The organism is Altererythrobacter sp. CAU 1644 (assembly GCF_029623755.1).
Taxonomy (GTDB): Bacteria; Pseudomonadota; Alphaproteobacteria; order Sphingomonadales; family Sphingomonadaceae; genus Erythrobacter; species Erythrobacter arenosus.
On sequence record NZ_CP121106.1, the window covers coordinates 2,436,703 to 2,456,957 of the forward strand.

Annotated in this window: 17 protein-coding genes and 1 tRNA gene; 6 read left to right on the top strand and 12 right to left on the bottom strand. The window is 61.7% G+C overall.

What is annotated here, in order from left to right:
- The first annotated feature begins 41 nt into the window (after positions 1-41).
- Positions 42-2,699 carry an alanine--tRNA ligase gene (gene alaS, locus P7228_RS12105; RefSeq protein WP_278015497.1) on the top strand — a complete coding sequence of 886 codons (2,658 nt, stop codon included), beginning with the start codon at positions 42-44 and terminating at the stop codon, positions 2,697-2,699.
- A gap of 39 nt (positions 2,700-2,738) precedes the next feature.
- Positions 2,739-3,236 carry a hypothetical protein gene (locus tag P7228_RS12110; RefSeq protein WP_278015498.1) on the top strand — a complete coding sequence of 166 codons (498 nt, stop codon included), beginning with the start codon at positions 2,739-2,741 and terminating at the stop codon, positions 3,234-3,236.
- A gap of 7 nt (positions 3,237-3,243) precedes the next feature.
- Here P7228_RS12110 and P7228_RS12115 read toward each other — a convergent pair whose 3' ends face one another.
- From P7228_RS12115 to cpdR, 5 genes are all read right to left on the bottom strand, one after another.
- Positions 3,244-5,004 carry a cation:proton antiporter domain-containing protein gene (locus P7228_RS12115; protein WP_278015499.1) on the bottom strand — a complete coding sequence of 587 codons (1,761 nt, stop codon included), beginning with the start codon at positions 5,002-5,004 and terminating at the stop codon, positions 3,244-3,246.
- A gap of 43 nt (positions 5,005-5,047) precedes the next feature.
- Positions 5,048-6,628 (bottom strand): bifunctional GNAT family N-acetyltransferase/carbon-nitrogen hydrolase family protein, encoded by a 1,581-nt coding sequence (locus P7228_RS12120; RefSeq protein ID WP_278017762.1) that lies wholly within the window; start codon positions 6,626-6,628, stop codon positions 5,048-5,050.
- Positions 6,629-6,772: 144 nt separating this feature from the next.
- On the bottom strand, positions 6,773-7,996 hold the full coding sequence (locus P7228_RS12125) for an NADP-dependent isocitrate dehydrogenase (RefSeq protein ID WP_278015500.1): 1,224 nt from the start codon (positions 7,994-7,996) through the stop codon (positions 6,773-6,775).
- Positions 7,997-8,191: 195 nt separating this feature from the next.
- Positions 8,192-8,266 (bottom strand) — tRNA-Val (locus P7228_RS12130).
- A gap of 85 nt (positions 8,267-8,351) precedes the next feature.
- On the bottom strand, positions 8,352-8,741 hold the full coding sequence (gene cpdR / locus P7228_RS12135) for a cell cycle two-component system response regulator CpdR (RefSeq protein ID WP_278015501.1): 390 nt from the start codon (positions 8,739-8,741) through the stop codon (positions 8,352-8,354).
- Positions 8,742-8,835: 94 nt separating this feature from the next.
- Here cpdR and P7228_RS12140 point away from each other — a divergent pair, with 94 nt between their 5' ends.
- Positions 8,836-9,783 carry an N-formylglutamate amidohydrolase gene (locus P7228_RS12140; protein WP_278015502.1) on the top strand — a complete coding sequence of 316 codons (948 nt, stop codon included), beginning with the start codon at positions 8,836-8,838 and terminating at the stop codon, positions 9,781-9,783.
- A 195-nt stretch (positions 9,784-9,978) separates the two neighbouring features.
- Here the strand turns inward: P7228_RS12140 and P7228_RS12145 are convergent, their stop codons facing one another.
- Positions 9,979-10,764 (bottom strand): SapC family protein, encoded by a 786-nt coding sequence (locus P7228_RS12145; RefSeq protein ID WP_278015503.1) that lies wholly within the window; start codon positions 10,762-10,764, stop codon positions 9,979-9,981.
- A gap of 80 nt (positions 10,765-10,844) precedes the next feature.
- Positions 10,845-12,293, bottom strand: coding sequence for an FAD-binding oxidoreductase (locus tag P7228_RS12150; RefSeq protein ID WP_278015504.1), 1,449 nt, complete (start codon positions 12,291-12,293; stop codon positions 10,845-10,847).
- Between the two features lie 158 nt (positions 12,294-12,451).
- On the opposite strand from P7228_RS12150, the gene P7228_RS12155 reads away from it, so the two are divergent.
- Complete coding sequence (locus tag P7228_RS12155; RefSeq protein WP_278015505.1) at positions 12,452-13,027, top strand: hypothetical protein; 576 nt, start codon at positions 12,452-12,454, stop codon at positions 13,025-13,027.
- A gap of 128 nt (positions 13,028-13,155) precedes the next feature.
- On the top strand, positions 13,156-14,514 hold the full coding sequence (locus P7228_RS12160; protein ID WP_278015506.1) for a DEAD/DEAH box helicase: 1,359 nt from the start codon (positions 13,156-13,158) through the stop codon (positions 14,512-14,514).
- Between the two features lie 42 nt (positions 14,515-14,556).
- Here the strand turns inward: P7228_RS12160 and P7228_RS12165 are convergent, their stop codons facing one another.
- The 3 genes from P7228_RS12165 to P7228_RS12175 all read right to left on the bottom strand — a co-directional run bounded on the left by P7228_RS12165 (position 14,557) and on the right by P7228_RS12175 (position 18,148).
- Positions 14,557-14,796 (bottom strand): hypothetical protein, encoded by a 240-nt coding sequence (locus tag P7228_RS12165; RefSeq protein ID WP_278015507.1) that lies wholly within the window; start codon positions 14,794-14,796, stop codon positions 14,557-14,559.
- A gap of 128 nt (positions 14,797-14,924) precedes the next feature.
- Positions 14,925-15,845, bottom strand: coding sequence for an enoyl-CoA hydratase/isomerase family protein (locus P7228_RS12170; protein ID WP_278015508.1), 921 nt, complete (start codon positions 15,843-15,845; stop codon positions 14,925-14,927).
- On the bottom strand, positions 15,842-18,148 hold the full coding sequence (locus P7228_RS12175) for an ATP-dependent helicase (protein WP_278015509.1): 2,307 nt from the start codon (positions 18,146-18,148) through the stop codon (positions 15,842-15,844). Before P7228_RS12175 ends, P7228_RS12170 begins: the two co-directional genes overlap by 4 nt.
- A gap of 137 nt (positions 18,149-18,285) precedes the next feature.
- Here P7228_RS12175 and P7228_RS12180 point away from each other — a divergent pair, with 137 nt between their 5' ends.
- A complete protein-coding gene (locus P7228_RS12180) occupies positions 18,286-18,588 on the top strand; it encodes a hypothetical protein (protein ID WP_278015510.1) in 303 nt (100 codons plus the stop codon).
- 336 nt (positions 18,589-18,924) lie between these two features.
- On the opposite strand, the gene rsmD is transcribed toward P7228_RS12180, so the two are convergent.
- Both rsmD and P7228_RS12190 read right to left on the bottom strand, forming a co-directional pair.
- Positions 18,925-19,470 carry a 16S rRNA (guanine(966)-N(2))-methyltransferase RsmD gene (gene rsmD, locus P7228_RS12185; RefSeq protein WP_278015511.1) on the bottom strand — a complete coding sequence of 182 codons (546 nt, stop codon included), beginning with the start codon at positions 19,468-19,470 and terminating at the stop codon, positions 18,925-18,927.
- Positions 19,467-20,246, bottom strand: coding sequence for a pseudouridine synthase (locus P7228_RS12190; protein ID WP_278015512.1), 780 nt, complete (start codon positions 20,244-20,246; stop codon positions 19,467-19,469). Before P7228_RS12190 ends, rsmD begins: the two co-directional genes overlap by 4 nt.
- Between the last annotated feature and the right edge of the window lie 9 nt (positions 20,247-20,255).

A 20,255-nucleotide genomic window follows, 5' to 3' on the forward strand; every position in this document is an offset into this window, starting at 1 on the left:
GCGGCTTGTCGCTGCCGCTGCGAACGCCTAACTGCGCTGACATGACGTCTACCAACGATATCCGCCGGTCCTTCCTCGATTACTTTGGCGGCAACGACCATGCCGAAGTGCCGAGCGCGCCGCTCGTGCCGTACAACGACCCGACGCTGATGTTCGTCAATGCGGGCATGGTCCCGTTCAAGAATGCCTTCACCGGGCTGGAAACCCCGCCTGCGCCGCGCGCCGCCAGTTCGCAGAAGTGCGTACGCGCCGGAGGCAAGCACAACGACCTCGACAATGTCGGCTATACCGCCCGGCATCACACCTTCTTCGAGATGCTCGGCAACTTCTCCTTCGGCGATTATTTCAAGGAGCAGGCGATCATCCATGCCTGGACCTTGCTGACGAAGGAATGGGGCATCTCGCCCGAGCGGTTGACCGCGACAGTCTACCACACGGATGACGAGGCCTTCGACCTCTGGCGCAAGATTTCGGGCCTGCCCGAAGAACGCATCATTCGCATCCCGACCAAGGACAATTTCTGGGCGATGGGTTCGGATGGCCCCTGTGGTCCGTGCTCGGAAATCTTCTTCGACCACGGCGATCATATTTTCGGCGGCCCTCCAGGTAGTCCGGACGAGGATGGCGATCGCTTCGTCGAGATCTGGAACCTCGTCTTCATGCAGTTCGAGCAGACCGCAGACGAGATCACCGGCGAACTGCCCAAGCCGTCGATCGATACCGGCATGGGCCTCGAGCGCATCGCCGCGGTCATGCAGGGCGTGCACGACAATTACGACACGGATACCTTCAAGGCGCTGATATCGGCGAGCGAAGGGCTGACCGGCGTTAAGGCCGAGGGCGAGCAACAGGCCAGCCATCGCGTCATCGCCGATCACCTGCGCTCGACCAGTTTCCTGATGGCAGATGGCGTGCTGCCCTCGAATGAAGGGCGCGGATATGTCCTGCGCCGTATTATGCGCCGGGCCATGCGCCATGCCCATCTGCTCGGCGCAAAGGAGCCGCTGATGCACCGGCTCGTACCGGCGCTGGTCACCGAGATGGGCCAGGCCTATCCCGAACTACAGCGCGGACAGGCGCTGATCGAGGAAGTTCTCGAGCGCGAGGAAACGCAGTTTCGCAAGACGCTCGAAAAGGGTCTTCGCCTGCTCGACGAAGCGACCGGCAGCATGGGTGACGGCGGCGAACTCGATGGCGAGACCGCGTTCAAGCTCTACGATACCTACGGTTTCCCCTATGACCTGACCGAGGATGCCCTGCGCTCGCGCGGGATCGGCGTCGACCGGGCCGGTTTCGATGCCGCAATGGAGCGCCAGAAGGCCGCCGCGCGCGCTGCGTGGAAGGGGTCGGGACAGGCTGCCGACAGTGAAGTGTGGTTCGACATCGCCGAACGCGAAGGCGCGAGCGAATTCACCGGCTACACGTCGACCAGCGGCGAAGGCAATGTCGTCGCCATCGTCAAGGACGGTGCGGAGGTCCAGTCGGCGCAGGCCGGCGACGAAGTCGTCGTCCTCACCAACCAGACCCCCTTCTACGGGGAAAGCGGCGGCCAGACTGGCGACGCCGGAACGATCTCGAACAATGCGGGGCTGCGCGCTCGCGTAACGGATACCGGCAAGCCGCTCGGCCGCTTGCATGCCCACCATGTGACGGTCGAGGCGGGCGAGATTGCCGTGGGCAACACGATCCATCTCGAGGTCGACGTCGCCCGCCGCGACCGCATTCGTGCCAACCACTCCGCCACCCATCTCGTCCATGCGGCGCTGCGCAACCAGCTGGGCGGGCACGTGACGCAGAAGGGTTCGCTGGTGGCAGACGATCGCTTCCGCTTCGACTTCTCGCATCCCAAGCCGCTCTCGGCCGAGGATATCGCCGCGATCGAGGCCGAAGTGAATGCCGAGATCCGCGCCAACGAGCCTGTCGGCACCACATTGATGAGTCCCGACGAGGCGGTCGAGGCGGGTGCGCTGGCGCTGTTCGGCGAGAAATACGGCGACGAAGTCCGTGTGCTCTCGATGGGGCGCAAGGGCGGTGAAGGCCGCAATTATTCGGTCGAACTCTGCGGCGGCACGCATGTCAAGGCGACCGGCGATATCGGGGTGTTCCGGATTGTGTCCGAGGGCGCCGTGAGTTCGGGCGTGCGCCGCATTGAGGCGCTGACCGGAGAAGCAGCGCGCCGTTGGCTCGTCGAACGCGAGGAGGCGCTCAAGGAGGCAGCCGGTGCGATCCGCGCCACGCCAGAGGAAGTCCCCGGCCGGATTGCGGCCCTGCTCGACGAGCGCAAGCGTCTGGAAAAGGAACTCGCTGACGCCAAGAAGGCGCTCGCGCTTGGCGGGGGTGGGTCGAGCGATGCTCAGGCTGCTGCCGATGAGGAGATCGGCGGGGTCAAGTTCAGCGGGCAGGTGATCGAGGGACTCAATCCCAAGGAACTGCGCCCGCTGCTGGACGATGCGAAGAACCGCCTGGGTTCGGGGGTCGCGGCAATCTGCGCTGTCAACGAGGGCAAGGCAGCCTTTGCGGCGGCAGTGACTGATGATCTGACCGATCGTTTCAGCGCGGTCGACCTGGTTCGTGCCGGTGTGGAGGCGCTTGGCGGCAAGGGCGGCGGCGGTCGCCCCGATATGGCGCAGGGCGGCGGCCCTGACGGGAGCAAGGCGGCCGAGGCGATCGCGGCGGTAAAGGCGGTATTAAGCTCCTGACCCGACAATCCCCCTGTCATAGACAGGTGGAGACGAGTCATGAGGTCATGCGCAATTCTGGCTGCGCTCGCGCTCGTAGCAGGGCCCGCTCTGGCACAGGATCAGGATGTCATCGAGACTCGGGCGGTCCTGGCTCCAAGCCAGACCGGCGGCGAAGTGGAAACCGTCAGCGTCGAAATTCGCGCATCGGCTGATATCCTCTGGTCAGGCACACTGACGTTGGGCCCGCAATACGGCAATGCCTATTACTCGCAGTCGAAAAATGAGTTCACCGAACCCTGCGCTAGCAAGCCTGGATCGACAGCGGATGCGACCAATTCAAGCACTTCGCTCAACTTGAATATCTCGCGGGCCAACTGGTCGCAGGAACCCGACAAGTTCAACATCTCATTCAGTTGGACCAGGGCGCTCGATGCGTGCGAGGGTCAGGGCAACGATACTTTCGGGTTTAACCGGGTGGTCGAGATCCCGAGAGGTCGCAAGGTGACAATATCGGGGCCAGGTGACGCCGAGGTCACCGTTACGCGCGCGCGTTAGTTCCGACTTACGCCTCGACGTTGCTGGTGCGGAGCTTCGGTCGATAGTCGAGGTGCCCCTCGCGCTCGAGCTGCTCTCGGAATTCGTCGCGCTTCTCGTGGATAGAAGCGATCACCGGTCCCATCGCAACGCCGATATCGACCAGCACGGCTTCCGAAAGCTGGAGCGAGCTTTCGAGCGTTTCGGGCACTGCATGGCTGGCGCCTGCACGATATAGCTCGGCCGCGTGATTGGTGTCGCGGGCGCGGGCCACGATCAGCAGTTCCGGATGTTCCTTGCGTAATTTGGATACGAGTCGTTGTGCGAGCACCGGCTCATCCATCGTCAGGACGACTGCCGGGGCGCTTTCGATTCCCAGGCGGGTGAGCGCGTCGCCCCGGGCCGCATCCCCAAAGGTCGCTCGATACCCGAGCCGCTTGGCCTTCGCGATCATGTCGGCATCGAAATCGATCGCGACATAGGGTCGATTGTGGGCCTTGTGCATGTCCGCAACCAGTCGACCGACACGGCCTGCACCGATAATGATGGTGCGGGGCTCGGTACCGTCGTCCTCCGGTAGCTCGGGCACAGGTTCGACGCGGCGAGCAATGACGCGGCCGAGACGAGCGAGGAGGGGAGTGATCGTTAGCCCGATAGCGGTGACGATCTGCCAGAACTGCGCTGTTCCAGGCTGGATAAGCATTGCCGAACTCGCGGCCGCGAGAACGATCAAGGTAGTCTCGCTCGGGCTGGCCATGAGCACACCGGTCTCCGCGGCCGTCGAGCGCCGTGCGCCCATCAGTCGCAGCAGCAGTCCGGTTACGCTGGCCTTGAATACCAGCACCAGCACAACGGCGCCAAGGATCATCCCCAGATTGGCCCAGACGGTCATCAGGTCGATGCTCATGCCGACCGTGATCAGGAAGATCCCCAACGCCAATCCTTTGAACGGTTCCATGATGCCTTCGACTTCGCCGTGGTATTCGGTCTCGGCGATCAGCAGGCCGGCGATCAACGCACCGACGATGGGCGACAGTCCGGTGGCAGCGGTCGCAAGACTCGCCCCGATCACGACCAACAGCGACGCGGCGAGGAACAATTCAGGGCTCTTCGTGCGTGCGGCCTGAGCGAACAGCCGGGGCAGGGCGATGCGGCCCAGGACCAACAGGGCGACGACTACCAGCCCGCCTTGCCACAGCGTGTCGACCAGGCCTTCCCACCCCTCGGATTGCGCATAGGGCGCCATTGCACCGAGGACGAACACGATCGGGACGATCATGATGTCTTCGAACAGCAGCATCGACAGGGCCGCACGTCCGACGGGCGATTGCGTTCCCGAGATCGGCAGCACGATAGCTGTCGACGAGAACGCGAGGGCGAACCCCAGCGCGAGCGCGCCGGTCCAGTATTGACCCATCATCGAAAGTACAGCGGCAAGGGCGATGCCGATGATGATCAGTTCCAGTGCCCCGAGACCGAAAACCAGTCGTCGCATCTGCCATAATCGATTGAAGCTCAGCTCCAGTCCGATGGTGAACAGCAGCAGGATTATCCCGAACTCGGCGAATGGCTCCAGGCCGTCCGGATCGGATATCGTTATGTGCGCCAGCCAGGGATATTCAAAGACCAGCTTGCCCAACCCATACGGTCCGACAGCGATCCCGATCAGGATGAAGCCGATGACGGGCGTGATCCGGAACCGGGTAAAGACAGGTATGACGATGCCGGCAGCGCCGAGAATCACCAGCGCGTCGGAAAGCATGGGGGAGGGTGCTATTTCGCCAGCCACAACGGGTACCTAGACAGCGGCAGGAGCGCTGTCACCCGCGCATTTAGCCTCCGCCAACAGTCGAGGGGCCGAGGGGTTCGGCTCGCGGTCGGGTCTTGCCCGGGTGGTCGCCCTCTTCGTCCCATTCGATTCGGTATAGGTCGAACCGGCGGTCCGCCAGATTGCGAACGGTGCCCTCGGCGCGGGCCCAGCTGAGGTCGGCGAGATTGATATCGCTGATGGTCAGCGTTTCGACATTCTCGCTGGCCTCGGCAGCGACGCCGTCGCGCGCGAAGGGGAAATCGCATGGCGTGAGGATGCAACTCTGGGCGTACTGGATATCCATGTTGGCGACATTGGGCAGGTTGCCGACATTGCCCGACAGAACCACGAAGCACTGGTTCTCGATCGCCCGTGCCTGCCCGCAATACCGGACGCGCAAGTAACCCTGGCGGCTGTCGGTGCAGAACGGCACAAAGATGATCCGCGCGCCCTCATCGGCCAGCTTGCGGCTCAATTCGGGGAATTCGCTGTCGTAACAGATCTGTACTCCGATCGGGCCGCAATCGGTCTGGATCACGTCGATCTTGTCGCCGCCCTTGATGTTCCACCAGTAGCGCTCGTTGGGGGTGGGGTGGATCTTTTCCTGCTCGTGAACAGAGCCATCGCGCAGGCAGACATAGGCGACATTGTGAATATCGCCGTCGTCCATTCGCGTCGGGTGAGAACCGGCGATGATGTTGATGTTGTAGCGCATCGCCATGTCGGAGATGTCGGCTTTCAGCCGCGGGGTGTATTCAGAGAGGCGTTCGATCGCCTCCATCGGCGACAGTTCCTTCTCTTCGAAGCTGAGCAACATCAGCGTGAAGAGCTCGGGAAAAACGATGAAGTCGCTCTCGTAATCCGATGCGACATCGACGAAATACTCGATCGCGCGCAGGAACTCCTCGTAGTCCTTCACCTGTCGGGCCTGCAATTGGCAAGTCGCGACGCGCACGGCCTCGACGCCGCGCGGGAGGCGCTTCTTCACCGGCTGGTCGTGTTCGACATAGGGGTTGCGCCAGACCATCTTCACCGCGTGGCCGCGCGATTGCTTGTCTTCGGGCAGGTACTTTTCGAGAATGCCAACGGGCTCAAACCCATTTGCTAGCTGGAAGCGCAGGACCGGATCTTGGATCTTACCTTCGAGCACTTGATCGAGGTAGTCCTGCGGGCTTTCGACGCTGTTGTTCTTGCGCCGCCGGGCACGGTCATATCCGGGCATCCGGCCACCGAACACGATCCCGGCGAGATCGCGATCTTCGGCCAGTGCGCGGCGTTCCTCGTAAAGGCGCCGTCCGATCCGCACGCCGCGCACCTGCGGGTCGACGCACATCTCGTAGCCATAGAGCCAGTCGCCGGTCGGATCGTGGCGGCTGCCATAGCCATTGCCAGAGATCTCGTCCCAGTCATGCGGCGCAAACACGACCGGTTCGGGCAATTGCATCGAGGCGCAATAGCCGACGATCTCTTCATCGAGCAGCGCGACGAAACAACCTTCGGGAAAGTTATTGATTTGCCCGCGGATTTCGCTCTGCTTGTATGGCGGTAGCTCGGTATAGGCGCGGCGCACCAGCGCAGCGATGCCGCGAATGTCCTTGATCATGGCCTTGCGCACGACGAGACGCGCCTTGCCCAGCTTCTCGCCCCCCGAACGCGCCGAAGGTCGCTTCTTGCCTACTTGCCTAGCCACCAGTTGTGCCCCGCTCCGAACCTACATCAAGAGCAATGCCGGAGCGGGGCAAATGTTTCACGCCCAGCCAGCCATTTCCTTCTCGAGGTTGGTAACGATCGCCTCGAAGAACTGCTCGGTGGTCATCCAGCTTTGTTCGGGGCCAATCAGCAGCGCAAGATCCTTGGTCATCTGGCCAGACTCGACAGTCTGGATGCAGACCTTTTCCAGCGTCTCGGCAAAGCGCACGACGTCGGGCGTTCCATCGAACTTTCCGCGGTACATGAGGCCGCGCGTCCAGGCAAAAATGCTGGCGATCGGATTGGTCGAAGTCGCCTTGCCTTGCTGGTGTTGGCGAAAGTGGCGGGTGACGGTGCCATGGGCAGCTTCAGCCTCGATGGTCTTGCCATCGGGCGACATCAGGACTGAGGTCATGAGCCCAAGCGAACCGAAGCCCTGGGCGACCGTATCCGACTGGACGTCGCCGTCGTAATTCTTGCAAGCCCAGACGAACTTGCCGTTCCACTTCAGTGCCGAGGCGACCATGTCGTCGATCAGGCGGTGTTCGTAGACGATGTCCGCTTCCTTGAACTTCTCGGCGAAGCCTTCGGTGTCGAACACTTCCTGGAACAGGTCTTTGAAGCGGCCGTCATAGGCTTTCATGATCGTGTTCTTGGTCGACAGGTAAACAGGCCAGCCGAGGTTCAGTCCGTAATTGAAGCTGGCGCGCGCGAAGTCGCGGATCGAATCGTCGAGATTGTACATCGCCATGGCGACGCCCGCGCTCGGGAAATCGAAGACCTCGAGGTCGAGGTTCTCGCCGTCGTCGCCTTCATAGACGAGGCGCAGCTTGCCCGGTCCAGGGATCAAAGTATCGGTGGCGCGGTATTGGTCGCCGAAAGCGTGACGACCGACCACGATCGGATCGGTCCAGCCGGGTACCAGACGCGGCACGTTGTCGATCACGATCGGTTCGCGGAAGACCACGCCGCCGAGGATGTTGCGGATCGTGCCGTTGGGCGACTTCCACATCTTCTTGAGGTTGAATTCCTCGACGCGAGCCTCGTCAGGAGTGATCGTCGCGCATTTCACGCCAACGCCATATTGCTTGATGGCATTGGCCGCGTCGACGGTGATCTTGTCATCGGTCTCGTCGCGCTTCTCGACCGACAGGTCGTAATATTTCAGGTCGACATCGAGATAAGGCAGGATCAACCGTTCGCGGATCCATTGCCAGATGATGCGGGTCATCTCGTCGCCATCGAGTTCGACGACCGGGTTCTTCACCTGAATTTTCTGCATAGCGGACCTTGCTGTTGGATCTGTCTTGGATGGGTTGCGCGCGCTTTAGCAGAGGCGGGGCAAGGTGCAAGTTAGCGGAAGGTTGTGCTGATCGACTGGGTCGGCCCGTCGCGTGCGCTCAAAGATCAGTTCATGATTGCGGGAGAAATGAAAAAGGCACCGCTTGCGCGATGCCTTTTGCGTTCTCGGTTCCAATGGTGGGCGTAGGAAGGATTGAACTTCCGACCCCTACGATGTCAACATAGTGCTCTACCACTGAGCTATACGCCCGGACCATCGGACAGCCGCTGTTGGCGGCGGAGGCGCCCCATAACCAAGCCTGGCACGTGGTGCAAGCGATTCGGTGCGATTTATTCTATAGGCTCGCTTCGGCGCGATCGGCAAAGATCCGCTCCACCTCCAGCACGAGATCGCGGAGGTGAAACGGCTTCGACAGGACCTTGGCCTGCGGCTGTTCGCGGCTGGCTCGCAGCGACACGGCGGCAAAGCCGGTGATGAACATGACCTTGGTCCGCGGGCTTACTTCCCCGCAACGCTGGGCAAGCTCGATCCCGTCCATTTCCGGCATCACGATATCCGATAGCAGGAGGTCGAAATGCTCGTTCTCGAGATAGGGTACCGCCTCGGTGCCACTCCCTACGCTGATGACCTCGTATCCGGCGCTCTCAAGAGCGCGGGCGAGATAGGTGCGCATGGCTTCATCGTCCTCCGCCAGGAGGATTCGGATGGAATCGGGGGCCTTCATACGAGTTGCATAACGCCCAATGCCTTAAAAAAGCATTCTGATTTGGGGCTGCCCAGCTTTGACACAGAGGGACCAACCGGGCAGCAATGGCGTCATGGCTTCAACGAAGGGCATGGGCGCCGATTCGCGGATCGAACACGGCGGTAATATCGCGGGCAGCGAACTACCCGCATTCACGCTCGAACTGCCTTCTCATCAGCGTCTGCCGGTGCTGATTTCCGCTCCGCACGGCGGCCGGGATTACCCTGAGTCGCTGCTTGCCGCGATGAGAAAGCCGGAATACGCGACGATCCGGCTCGAAGACCGCCATGTCGACTCGCTAGCCGCGGGGATCGCGCGGCAGACCGGAGCAGGTCTGCTCATTGCCCACGCTCCGCGCGCCATGCTCGACCTGAACCGAGCGCAGGATGATGTCGATTGGGACATGATCCGAGGTGGCACGCCGCTCATGCCGCGCCACTCGCACGCCAATCGCCGGGCGCGCAGCGGCCTCGGCCTCGTGCCGCGGCGACTGCCGGGTTACGGCGAGATTTGGAAAGCGCACATGACCCGGCAGGAACTCGATAAGCGGGTCGAGCAGATCCACCGTCCCTACCACGCTGCGCTGGGGCGGGTGTTGGAAGGAGTTCGCGATATCTGGGGTGCGGCCCTCCTGCTCGACCTCCATTCGATGCCTCCGCTCAAGCGGCGCAACGAGCACGGGGTGCCGGTGCAATTCGTGATCGGCGACCGGTTTGGCGCCTCTTGCCATGGGTCGATCGCCGAGCGTGCGGTGGCGTTTCTCCAGGCCGAGGGGCAGGGGGTATCGCACAATCGCCCCTATTCCGGAGGTTTCGTGCTCGATCGGCATGCGCTGCCGTCGCGCGGCCTCCACGCTGTTCAGCTCGAAGTCTGCCGGTCAGCCTATCTCGATGCGCAGCTTGCCGAGCCGGGCGACTCGTTTGAATCGCTGGTGGAGTTACTGGTTCGACTGGTGCGCCATCTTGGCGATGCAACAGCGCGTCTCGGCGAAGCGGGACTGATTGCCCAGGCGGCCGAGTAGCGACGCCGTCATCATAAAAAAACCACCTCGTGCAAGTGCACGAGGTGGCCAAGGTTCAGGGAGGATTGCACCTTTCGGTGCAGCCCGGATGCGACATGAGGGAGGCGCGATCCGGACGTCCTAGAAATAGGAAAGGGCCAGGGTCCATTCAAGACCCCGGCCCTCTCAGCAATGCAACGTTTCGTCGTAAATCGATCAGGTCGTCGGTTCTGCCATGACCGGCTCCGGAACCTTGCCCTGCGCCGATTGGCGGGCAAAAATAATCCGCATCAGGTTAAGCGAGAACAGGTGTGCATGGATGATCATCAACATGCCGTTCTTGCTCATCTCTTCAAGAACCTCGGTTGGGAGGTCGCGCAACTTCTGCTCGTCGACCATCTTGAACCCGCGATAGACGAAGGGACGGTCGGGATTGTCGTTACGGGTGATAGCGATCTCGCCGTCCATCAGCAGGTCGTGCTTGACCAACTGCTCAATGAGGTTGCGGGTCCGGTGACCCGATTCCTCGAAGCGGCGGCAGAACTCGAGGATACTGTTGGTGAACTCGCTGGCCTGACCTTCGCCAGTGAACAGGTCGTTCCCCTGGTCGAACTCGCCGACTACACCTGCGCTAGGATCGAAGCACAGCGAAAGGTCTTCGGATTCTTGGTTGAGGCGGGCGAGGATGAAGGGATAGCGGCGGACGTAAGCCGGCAGGTAGACGTTGTCTTCCAACTTTCCGTCTTCCTTGATGAAGGTGTTGACGCCTTCATTGAGGCCAAACAGTGCGATCGGCAGCGGATTGTCGTTTGCCGTGAAGACGATCGGATAGTTCCGCTGGGCATCGACAAACTCGTCGACGGTCAGGGGGATCGCATGGGTCGATGCAAAAAACTCGATGTCGTCGAAAGCCTTGCTCTTCCAGCCGGCGTGGTCGCGGCTGTTGAGGGGCATCAGGTCCTTGTAGAAAAGGGGCAATTGGGGCTGCGGCGCGCTCGCCATGAAGTCTCTCCGAAGATTCGTCAGGAATGGGCTTTAAAAACGGCCTGCCTGGTCACCCAGGAGGCCGGACGCCGGGTGCTTTAAGACTTTGTGCCATCGGGCGCAAGCGGCACCAGTTTTCCCGGGTTGAGGAGATCATGAGGGTCGAGGGCAGCCTTCACACGGCGCATGATCGACAAGGCGACTGGATCGCCCAATCGGCCCAATTCGTCGCGCTTGAGCTGACCGATGCCATGTTCAGCGCTGATCGACCCGCCAAATTCCGTGACAAGGTCATGGACGAAGGCGCTGATTTTCTTGCCTTCTTCCAGCTCCCATTGACCCGGCGTGGCGCCCGTTGGAGCCAGAACATGGAAATGCACATTCCCATCGCCAAGATGACCGAAGGCGACACCGGTAACGCCGGGATAGGCTTCCTCGACCGCCGGAATGGCATAATCGACGAATCTGGGCATCCGATCCACGGGGACCGAAACGTCGTGCTGCATGGCGGGGCCGATCGCGCGTTCGGCTGGCGCGATTGAGTCGCGCAGCAGCCAGAACTGTTCCGCCTGGCTCTCGTTAGTTGCGATCACCGCGTCCCGTATCAGACCGGCTTCCATCGCAGCAACGAGTTCGGCCTCGACCGCTTCGCGTAATTCGGTCGCGTCGGATTCGCCGGTCACGCACTCGATCAGCGCATTCCAGCTGTATTTCTGGGCGAGAGGTGCCCGGGCATCGGGCAAGTGTGCGAGAACGCTGTCGAGACAATGTTCCGGAACGACCTCAAAGCCCTCGAGCGCATCGGACATTCCCTTCTCAAAACGCAGCAGGAGTTGGCGCGCCGCCGAAATTGAGTCGAGCCCGACCCAAGCTACCACACGCTCGCCGATCGCACCGACCAGGCGCAGGTTCGCCGCGGTGACGATACCAATTGTGCCCTCCGATCCGATAAGCAGCTGCTTGAGGTCGAAACCGCGGTTGTCCTTCTTGAGCGCGGTCAATCCATTGTAGATTCCGCCGTCGGGCATGACGGCCTCGATCCCCAGCACCTGCGCGCGCATGGTCCCGTGACGCAGGACCTGTGTGCCGCCCGCATTGGTCGAAATCAGTCCGCCGATCGTAGCGGAGCCTTTTCCGCCCAGTGTCAGGGGAAAGCGCAGGTCATGCTGCTCGGCGGCCTCGTGCAGGTTCTGCAGGATTACGCCAGCCTCGCACACGACTTCCTTGGCGGAGGGATCAAGCGACCTGATCGCGTCCATTCGGCGGAGCGAGAGGAGTACGCTTGCGCCGCTTTGGTCCGGCGTTGCTCCGCCAGACATGCCGCTGTTCCCTCCCTGGGGTACGATCGGTACGGTGTAATGTGCGCAAAGTTTGGCAAATTCAGCCACTTCCGCCGTCGAAGCGGGCGAAGCTATACCAATGGCCGAGCCACTGAATCGTCCACGCCAATCGGTCAGCCACGGCTCCATCATTTCGGGATCCGTGGTAAAGCCACGCGCCCCCAAGAGGGCGCTTGCTGCGGCAATGAAGTTTGCGGCATCTGACATCGAGCGGCGCTATGACACAGCGCGCACGGCCTCGCCAGCACTTGCGAAACACGATCAAGCAATTAAGCCAGCATTCAACCCTGCGTGCTATTGGGCATGAAGCCGCCCGAGGAATTGGGCAAATTCGGGGAAACGGGGACGGACAACCAGCGAGGCTCATGCCCAATATCTTCGCCTTTCTTGCACCTGTTGCGCTCTTGCTGCCGCTCGCGGCGCCTGGCGAACCTGTGCCTGAGCGCGACGAGGCAGGGGAGGCCGCTCTCGATCCCCAGGAAAAGCTGGTAGCGGACGATTATTCCGCGGCCTCGTTCCCTCTGGGTTTCGATGCACCTTATTCGGTACCGGTTCAGAGCCAGGTGCGGATCGAGCAAAGGGTCATTGTGCGAATTTCGCCGCGGCAATCTGCCGCCCGGCAAAGCCTGATGGCGGAACTTCCAGCGAGTGCGCCGACGACGCGGTTCGAGGAGCGCAAGATGGAAAAATGTGTCCCTGTCGCCAACGTTGCAGGCGTTCAGACCGGTAGCGGCAACCGCCTGCTGCTCTATCTCCGCGACCGCCGCGTAGTCAGCGCCAACCTCGAAAAGTCGTGCCGCGCGCGCGATTTCTATTCGGGTTTTTATGTCGAGCAGAACAAGGACGGAATGCTCTGCGTCGACCGGGACAAACTGCAATCCCGCTCCGGCGCCAATTGCGAATTGGCGCGCATGCGACAGCTGGTCGCGGTTTCCGAGTAACCGATCGGTCCCGAATTCTTGACTTTCGCGCCCTTTTCAGCGAAGGGCGCGGCAACCTGGCAAGGCTCTTCCATGCCAGCCTGTAAGACTGGGCCATATGGCCCTGCCATCCGGACATCTTGATACTTATGAGTTTTGCCGATCTCGGCCTTTCCGATGACTTGCTGAAAGCGGTCGAAGCCGCAGGCTACACCCAGCCGACCGCCATTCAGGCGGAAGCGATTCCACCCGTCCTGATGATGAAGGACATCATCGGCATCGCGCAGACCGGTACGGGCAAGACGGCGAGCTTCGTCCTGCCCATGATCGATATCATGGCTGCTGGGCGGCGACGCGCGCTGATGCCGCGATCGCTCATCCTCGAACCGACCCGCGAACTGGCCGCGCAAGTCGCGGAGAACTTCGAGAAGTACGGCGTCAATCACGACCTCAAGATGGCATTGCTCATTGGCGGAGTGCAGATGGGCGACCAGCTCAAGGCGCTCGACGAGGGGGTCGACGTCCTGATCGCCACACCGGGCCGCCTTATGGACTTGTTCGAGCGCGGCAAGATCCTGCTCAACGGTTGCGAACTCCTCGTGATCGACGAAGCGGACCGCATGCTCGACATGGGGTTCATCCCCGATATCGAGTTCATTTGCTCGAAGCTGCCGGAAACGCGCCAGACCATGCTGTTCAGCGCGACCATGCCGCCGCCGATCGAGAAACTCGCCAAGAAATTCCTGAACAATCCCAAGCGCATCGAAGTCAGCCGGGCTGCTTCGACCAACGCCGATATCACCGCGTTCAAGATCAATGTGAAATCGCGCGCCAAGCGCGAAACGCTACGCTGGTTGCTGCAGCATGATCACGTAGAGACCGCGATCATTTTTGCCAACCGCAAGACGACCGTACGCGAGCTCAACAAGAGCCTCCAGCGCCACGGTTTCTCGAGCGGCGAAATTCATGGCGACATGGACCAGACCAGCCGCATTCGCGAGTTGGAGCGGTTCAAGGCGGGCGAGATCAATATTCTCGTCGCTTCGGATGTCGCCGCCCGCGGTCTGGACATCAAGGGCGTAAGCCACGTCTTCAATTTCGATACGCCGTGGCACCCCGATGATTACGTACACCGTATTGGCCGCACCGGCCGCGCTGGGGCCAAGGGTCGTGCGTTCACCTTCGTTGCCGAAGAGGACGCAGAGGCCATCGCCAATGTCGAGAAGCTGACCAAGTCGCAGATCCCGGTCTTCGGGAAGGCGGATGTGCGGGTCGACCTCGTCGAAAAGCCGACGCGTGAAGAACGGCCTGCGCGGGAGGAAACCCGCGACGAAAATCAGGAAGATCGCGTGCGCAAGGAGCGCCCCAAAAAGCCACGCCGCGAGAAGGAAGTCCGCGAGGAACCCAAGCAGCCGCGACGCGCGAATCGGGATGAAGAAGACGCACCAGTGCCCGCAGGCGAATGGAACGGTCCGCGTCCCGGATTCCTGGATGTCGGCGTCGGATAATCGGCGCGTAGTGTCGGATAGCGCCCGACAGCGGTAGCTGTCCTATCTGATCCGCGGCCCCGAACCGGTCCACTTCGCGACTATCTCGATCGTGCTGTCATCGCTGCTGCCTGCTTGTCGCGGGTAATGGTGGACGGCCAATACCGTGGCGTAGTTCTCGGCGCCCTCTCGTTGGACCATCACCCGGTCAGCCGGAGAGGGGAGCGCGAGAAATTCGTACTCACCCCAGTCTTCGGACTGGTTGGCGGTACCGCGTACCACGATGAGCTTGCCGCTGATCATCCATCACCTCGTGTCTGTATCCTTGCTACCATAGTCCGCATCCTGGTCCAGCCAAGAACATGCCACAGTCCGCCCCTTAGCCGAAGCCCGCTGGGCTGAAGGTCGGCGTTTGAGCCTGGCCGTACCGGCTAGTCGCCGCGGTACTGGGCGTCGCGTTTTTCAAGGAACGATCTGACAGCCTCTTCGTGGTCATTCGACTGGCGGGCGAGCAGAAATTGGTCGCGATCCATGAAGCTTGTAGCGTGCCCCAGCGGGTGGGCCGCGACGTCGATTGCTTCCTTGGCCATACGCGCTACCAGCGGGGGAAGCTCAGCATAGGTCTCGGCCATTTGGCGGGCCGCTTCGAGGGCATGGGATGGTTCGGCGATTTGATCGATCAGGCCCCAGTTCAATGCCTTGTCAGAGTCGACCTTCTGGCCAAGGATGACCAGTTCCTTTGCCCGCGATGGGCCAATCAAGGCCACGAGGCGGGGGATCGAACGCCAACTCATGTTCATACCCAGAGGTATCTCAGGCAGCCTGAAATGTGCGTCGGAAGCTGCAATTCGGTGATCGCAGGCCGCTGCGAGAGCGAGACCGCCCCCGATGCAAAACCCCTCTACAGCGGCGATCGAAATCTGCTCCAGCTTCGCCCAAGCGTCGCACAGATCCGGGCCAAGCCGAACTGCCGCCCGCTGTTCAAGCAGGGTCATGGAGTCTCGCTCGCTTAACTCGCTATCCCGCAAATCGGCCCCAGCGGTAAAGACCGCCGCACCAGCCAGGACAACCGCTGAGCAGTGTGTGTCACCCGACAGTTCCTCGGCGGCGGCTTTCAACTCTCTCATGAGTTGCATGGACAGCGCGTTTAGCTGGTCGCCGCGGTCGAAGGTAACCTCGGCGATGCGTCCCCTGCGCACTATAGTCACGAAATCGCCAATCGCTTGCGACGATGTTTCGAGGTCCGCCATTGTGCTCTCCACCCGTTCGATCGGCAGGCGATCGCTGAAACCATGCGGCAGCCAGTCGGCTGGTGCAATGGCCGTGTCGAGAACGTCCTGGCGCGGAATCAATCCGCCAGTTTCACGAAGCTGTCGATCACCCGCTTGGTGCCGGAATGCTCGAAATCGATCTCGAGCTTGTTCCCTTCCTGGTTTGTCACAGTGCCGTAGCCGAACTTCTCATGGAACACGCGTGCACCGATGGCGATGTCGGTGCGGGGCTTGGCCGCGAAACTTGCAGCAGAGCGCTTGTTCTCCTGCACCCGCGCCGGCCTTGTCTCATAGCCCGTCGCGAGCGCGCGCTGCCAGCCTGGCCCGCGAGCAGTGCTGCGTTCGGGCCGCGCTTGCGAGACATGGGCGAAAGGGTCTTCCTGCTCGGTCCAGTTCGCGCGCCAGAGCGATGCGCCGCCGGTGAGGGTCGTTTCCTGATCGATATGTTCGTCAGGGAGTTCTTCGATAAAGCGCGACGGAATGCTGCTGGTCCATTGGCCGTAGATGCGACGGTTGGCAGCATGGAATATAGAACAGCGACGGCGAGCGCGGGTGATCGCGACATAGGCGAGTCTTCGTTCCTCTTCGAGGCTGGCCAATCCCCCTTCATCGATAGCCCGCTGCGAAGGAAACACGCCTTCCTCCCAACCGGGGAGAAAGACATGATCGAATTCCAGCCCTTTTGCGGCATGCATCGTCATGATGGTGACCTTCTCGCCGTCGTCGGCTGCATCATTGTCCATGACCAGGCTGACATGCTCGAGGAAATCGCCGAGAGTCTCGTATTCCTCCATCGCGCGGGCAAGTTCGGACAGGTTCTCGAGGCGCCCTTTGGCTTCGGCGGTTTTCTCATTCTCGAGCATCGTGCTGTAGCCCGATTCCTCGAGTACGATGCGAAGCAGGTCGGCGGGAGTGACCTGATCAGACTGTTCGCGCCAGTGCAGGAACTGGCGAAGCAGCCCGCCGATGGTGTTGGCGGCGCGAGCCGGCAGTTCGTCGCTGTCGGCCAGTTGCAGTGAAGCGGCGGCGAGCGGCATGCCGGTGCGGCGGGCATGCTGGTGCATCTTCTCGAGCGTCTTGGCGCCGAGCCCGCGCTTGGGCTGGTTGTAGATGCGCTCAAAGGCGAGATCGTCCTGAGGTTGGGCGATCACCCGCAGATAGGCCAACGCATCGCGAATTTCGGCGCGTTCGTAGAAACGAAAACCCCCGATGATGCGGTAATTGATGCCGATCTGGATGAAGCGGTCTTCGAACTCACGCGTCTGGTATTGTGCACGCACGAGGATCGCTACCTGGTCGAGACTTGCGCCTTCGCGCTCAAGCCGTTCGATCTCCTCCCCGACGCGGCGCGCTTCCTCCGGCGCGTCCCACACGCCAACGACACGTACCTTTTCGCCGTGGTCATGCTCGGTCCACAGCGTCTTGTCGTGGCGTTCGCTATTTGCGCGGATAAGGCCGGACGCGGCGCCCAATATATGCAGCGTCGAGCGATAATTTTGCTCCAGCTTGACCACCTTGGCGCCGGGAAAATCCTTCTCGAAACGCAGGATGTTGGCGACCTCCGCCCCGCGCCATGAATAGATCGACTGATCGTCGTCCCCGACGACACAGATGTTCTTGTGATCCTGCGCGAGCAGCCGGAGCCACAGATACTGGACCGCATTGGTGTCCTGGTATTCGTCAACGAGAATGTAGCGGAACTGGCGCTGGTATTTCTCGAGCACATCGCGTTCGCGGCGGAAGATGTTGAGCATGTGGAGCAGCAGATCGCCGAAATCACAGGCATTGAGCGCCTTCAGCCGCTCCTGATAAAGCTTGTAGAACTGCTGCCCGCGACCATTGGCATAGCTCTCGTTCTCGACCGCATCGAGATCTTCGGGATTGAGCCCGCGGTTCTTCCAGCGATCGATCAGCGCGGCGAGCTGGCGCGCGGGCCAGCGCTTCTCATCGAGGTCGTTGTCATTGATCAACTGTTTGAGCAGCCGCAACTGATCGTCCGTGTCGATAATCGTGTAATTGCTTTCGAGGCCGACCAGTTCGGCATGGCGTCGCAGCATCTTCGCGCAGATCGAGTGAAAGGTGCCGAGCCAGGGCATCCCTTCGACTGCCTCGCCGAGATGTCCGGCAACGCGTTCGCGCATTTCGCGCGCAGCCCTGTTGGTGAAGGTCACGCACAGGATCTGGCTCGGCCAGGCGCGGCCGGTTGCGACGAGATGGGCAAGCCGCGATGTCAGCGCCGCAGTCTTGCCCGTTCCTGCCCCGGCAAGCATCAGCACGGGTCCCTCGGTCGTCAGCACGGCCTCACGCTGCGGCGGATTCAGGCGCGCAGCATAGGCCGGGATCTGGGCGTCGTCTCGCCGTTGGGGGAGGGTTTCTCGGGTCATTTCGGATGTTTGCGAACAGGTAGAGAACGCGGCCTGTTCCCGCAAGCTCCTTCCTCGGAGAAAATCCGATTTCGGAACCTAGCAGTGGGCTGGCCCGTTGGGTGCGATAACGGGAAACACTCAGGAGTTTCAAACCCATGAAGAATTTGATTGCAGTAGGCGCCGTGTCCGTCGCTTTCGCCTCCGCTAGCCCGGCGCTCGCCGAGCATCACATGACCAAGGAAGGCTTTGAGGTGGTCGAAACGAACGCCAAGGGCCAAGCCACCAAGGTGAGCAAGGATGGCCAGACCTATGCTGTGTGTATGGGTGACAACCAAGACAGCTGCATCAATCCGCGTGAAGCCGGCCTGAAATGGGGCAATCGCCCGCTGAGCTACTGGCCGGGCAAGCCTGCGAGCCAGATTGACGAACCGCTTCCGGCCGAGCAGCCGAGGAACTGATCGACGAGTTTCGTCGCGCTCGAGCCGCTCGGGCGAACGGTGGGAAGGGGCGGTCGTGCCATGGCGCGGCCGCCTTTTTCCGAGTCCGCGGGTGTGAGCACTTCATCGCGTTTTCTACACATGTCTCGTTCGGCAGTGGCTGGTGCGCGACTCTGCTCGACTAACTCCCTTCACTAAAAGGAAAAATCCGTCCAACTTTCGGGTCGTTCCTTGGGGAAGGGGCCGCCGAGCGTTCGTCGCGCACCGGGCTGCACATCGAGGGAGGAACCTCATGCACAGATATACGGTCGCGCTTTTCGTCGGAGTGGTAATGGTCCTGGTGGCGCCGAGTCTGGCCTAGGCCGCCAGCCGCAGGAGAGTCAGCTTGGCCTTTCCGACACGACGGTCAGCGACGACATCCAGCCCTTTGACATCGACCGTCTCGTCAGCGGCGGTCTCCAGCGCCATCCAAGTGGCCGGGCCGATCCAGCCCAGCCTGAGTAGTCGGTCCAGCGCCACCGATCCCGCGCCGGTGCCATAGGGAGGATCCAGCAGCACCAAATCGTGCGGCGCCTTGGCCGGGCCGAGCGCCATGACCGAGCCCGCGTTGACGGTGCTGCGTGACCGCGCGTTTAGCGTCGCGACATTGGCGCGGATTGCCTCCAGAGCATCGCGCTCCTGCTCGACGAACAGGCAGTTGTCGGCCCCTCGCGACAGTGCTTCGAGCCCCAGCGCCCCCGATCCCGCGAACAGGTCCGCGACGCTGAGCCCCTCGAATGTACCGAGGCGGCTGGTGAGCATGGAGAACAGCGTCTCGCGGGTCCGGTCCGCGGTCGGGCGCGTCGCCTCACCCTTGGGCGCGACAAGCTTGCGGCCGCGCCATTCGCCGGCGATGATCCTCACGGAAAGCTGTGCTTCTTCAGCTGGCTGCGGAACCGACCGATATCGTGTTTCCGGATTTCCTCGACCCGACCGCGCGGCAGTTCGCCCAGTTCGAACGGGCCATAGGCCGTGCGGATCAGGCGGCTGACCTGGAGGCCGAGATGTTCCAGCACGCGGCGGATCTCGCGATTCTTGCCTTCGGTGATCGTCATCTCGATCCACTGGTTGCGCCCGGTGCGCCGCTCGAGATTGGCATCGATCGAGCCGTAATGAACACCGTCAATGGTGATCCCGTCGATCAGCTCCTCAAGAGCTTCCTGGGTAATGTCGCCAAAGGTGCGGGCGCGATAGGTGCGCGGGATCCCGGATGATGGCAGCTCCATCTGGCGCTTAAGCTCGCCATCGTTGGTGAGGAGCAGCAGGCCTTCGGTATTGAGGTCGAGCCTGCCGACCGGCATCAACCTTGGCGCGTTTCGCGGCAGGGCATTGCGAAGGGCGGTGTAGATCGTCGCGCGCCCCTTCGGATCGCTCTCGGCCGTGATCAATCCGGTCGGCTTGTTGAATGCGAACAGGCGGGTCGGCTCGGGCTTGGCGACCGGCTTGCCGTCAACCGTAACCCCTTTCAGGTCCTTGAGAATCGTCGCAGGCGTTTCGAGAATCATCCCGTCGATTGCGACGCGGCCGTCGCCGATCATTCGTTCAACTTCGCGGCGGCTCGCGACCCCCGCACGTGCCAGAAGCTTGGCAATGCGTTCGCCTTCGGGGCGCTCGTCATTTGGTTGGGGGGTATTCGGCATTGCCTAGCG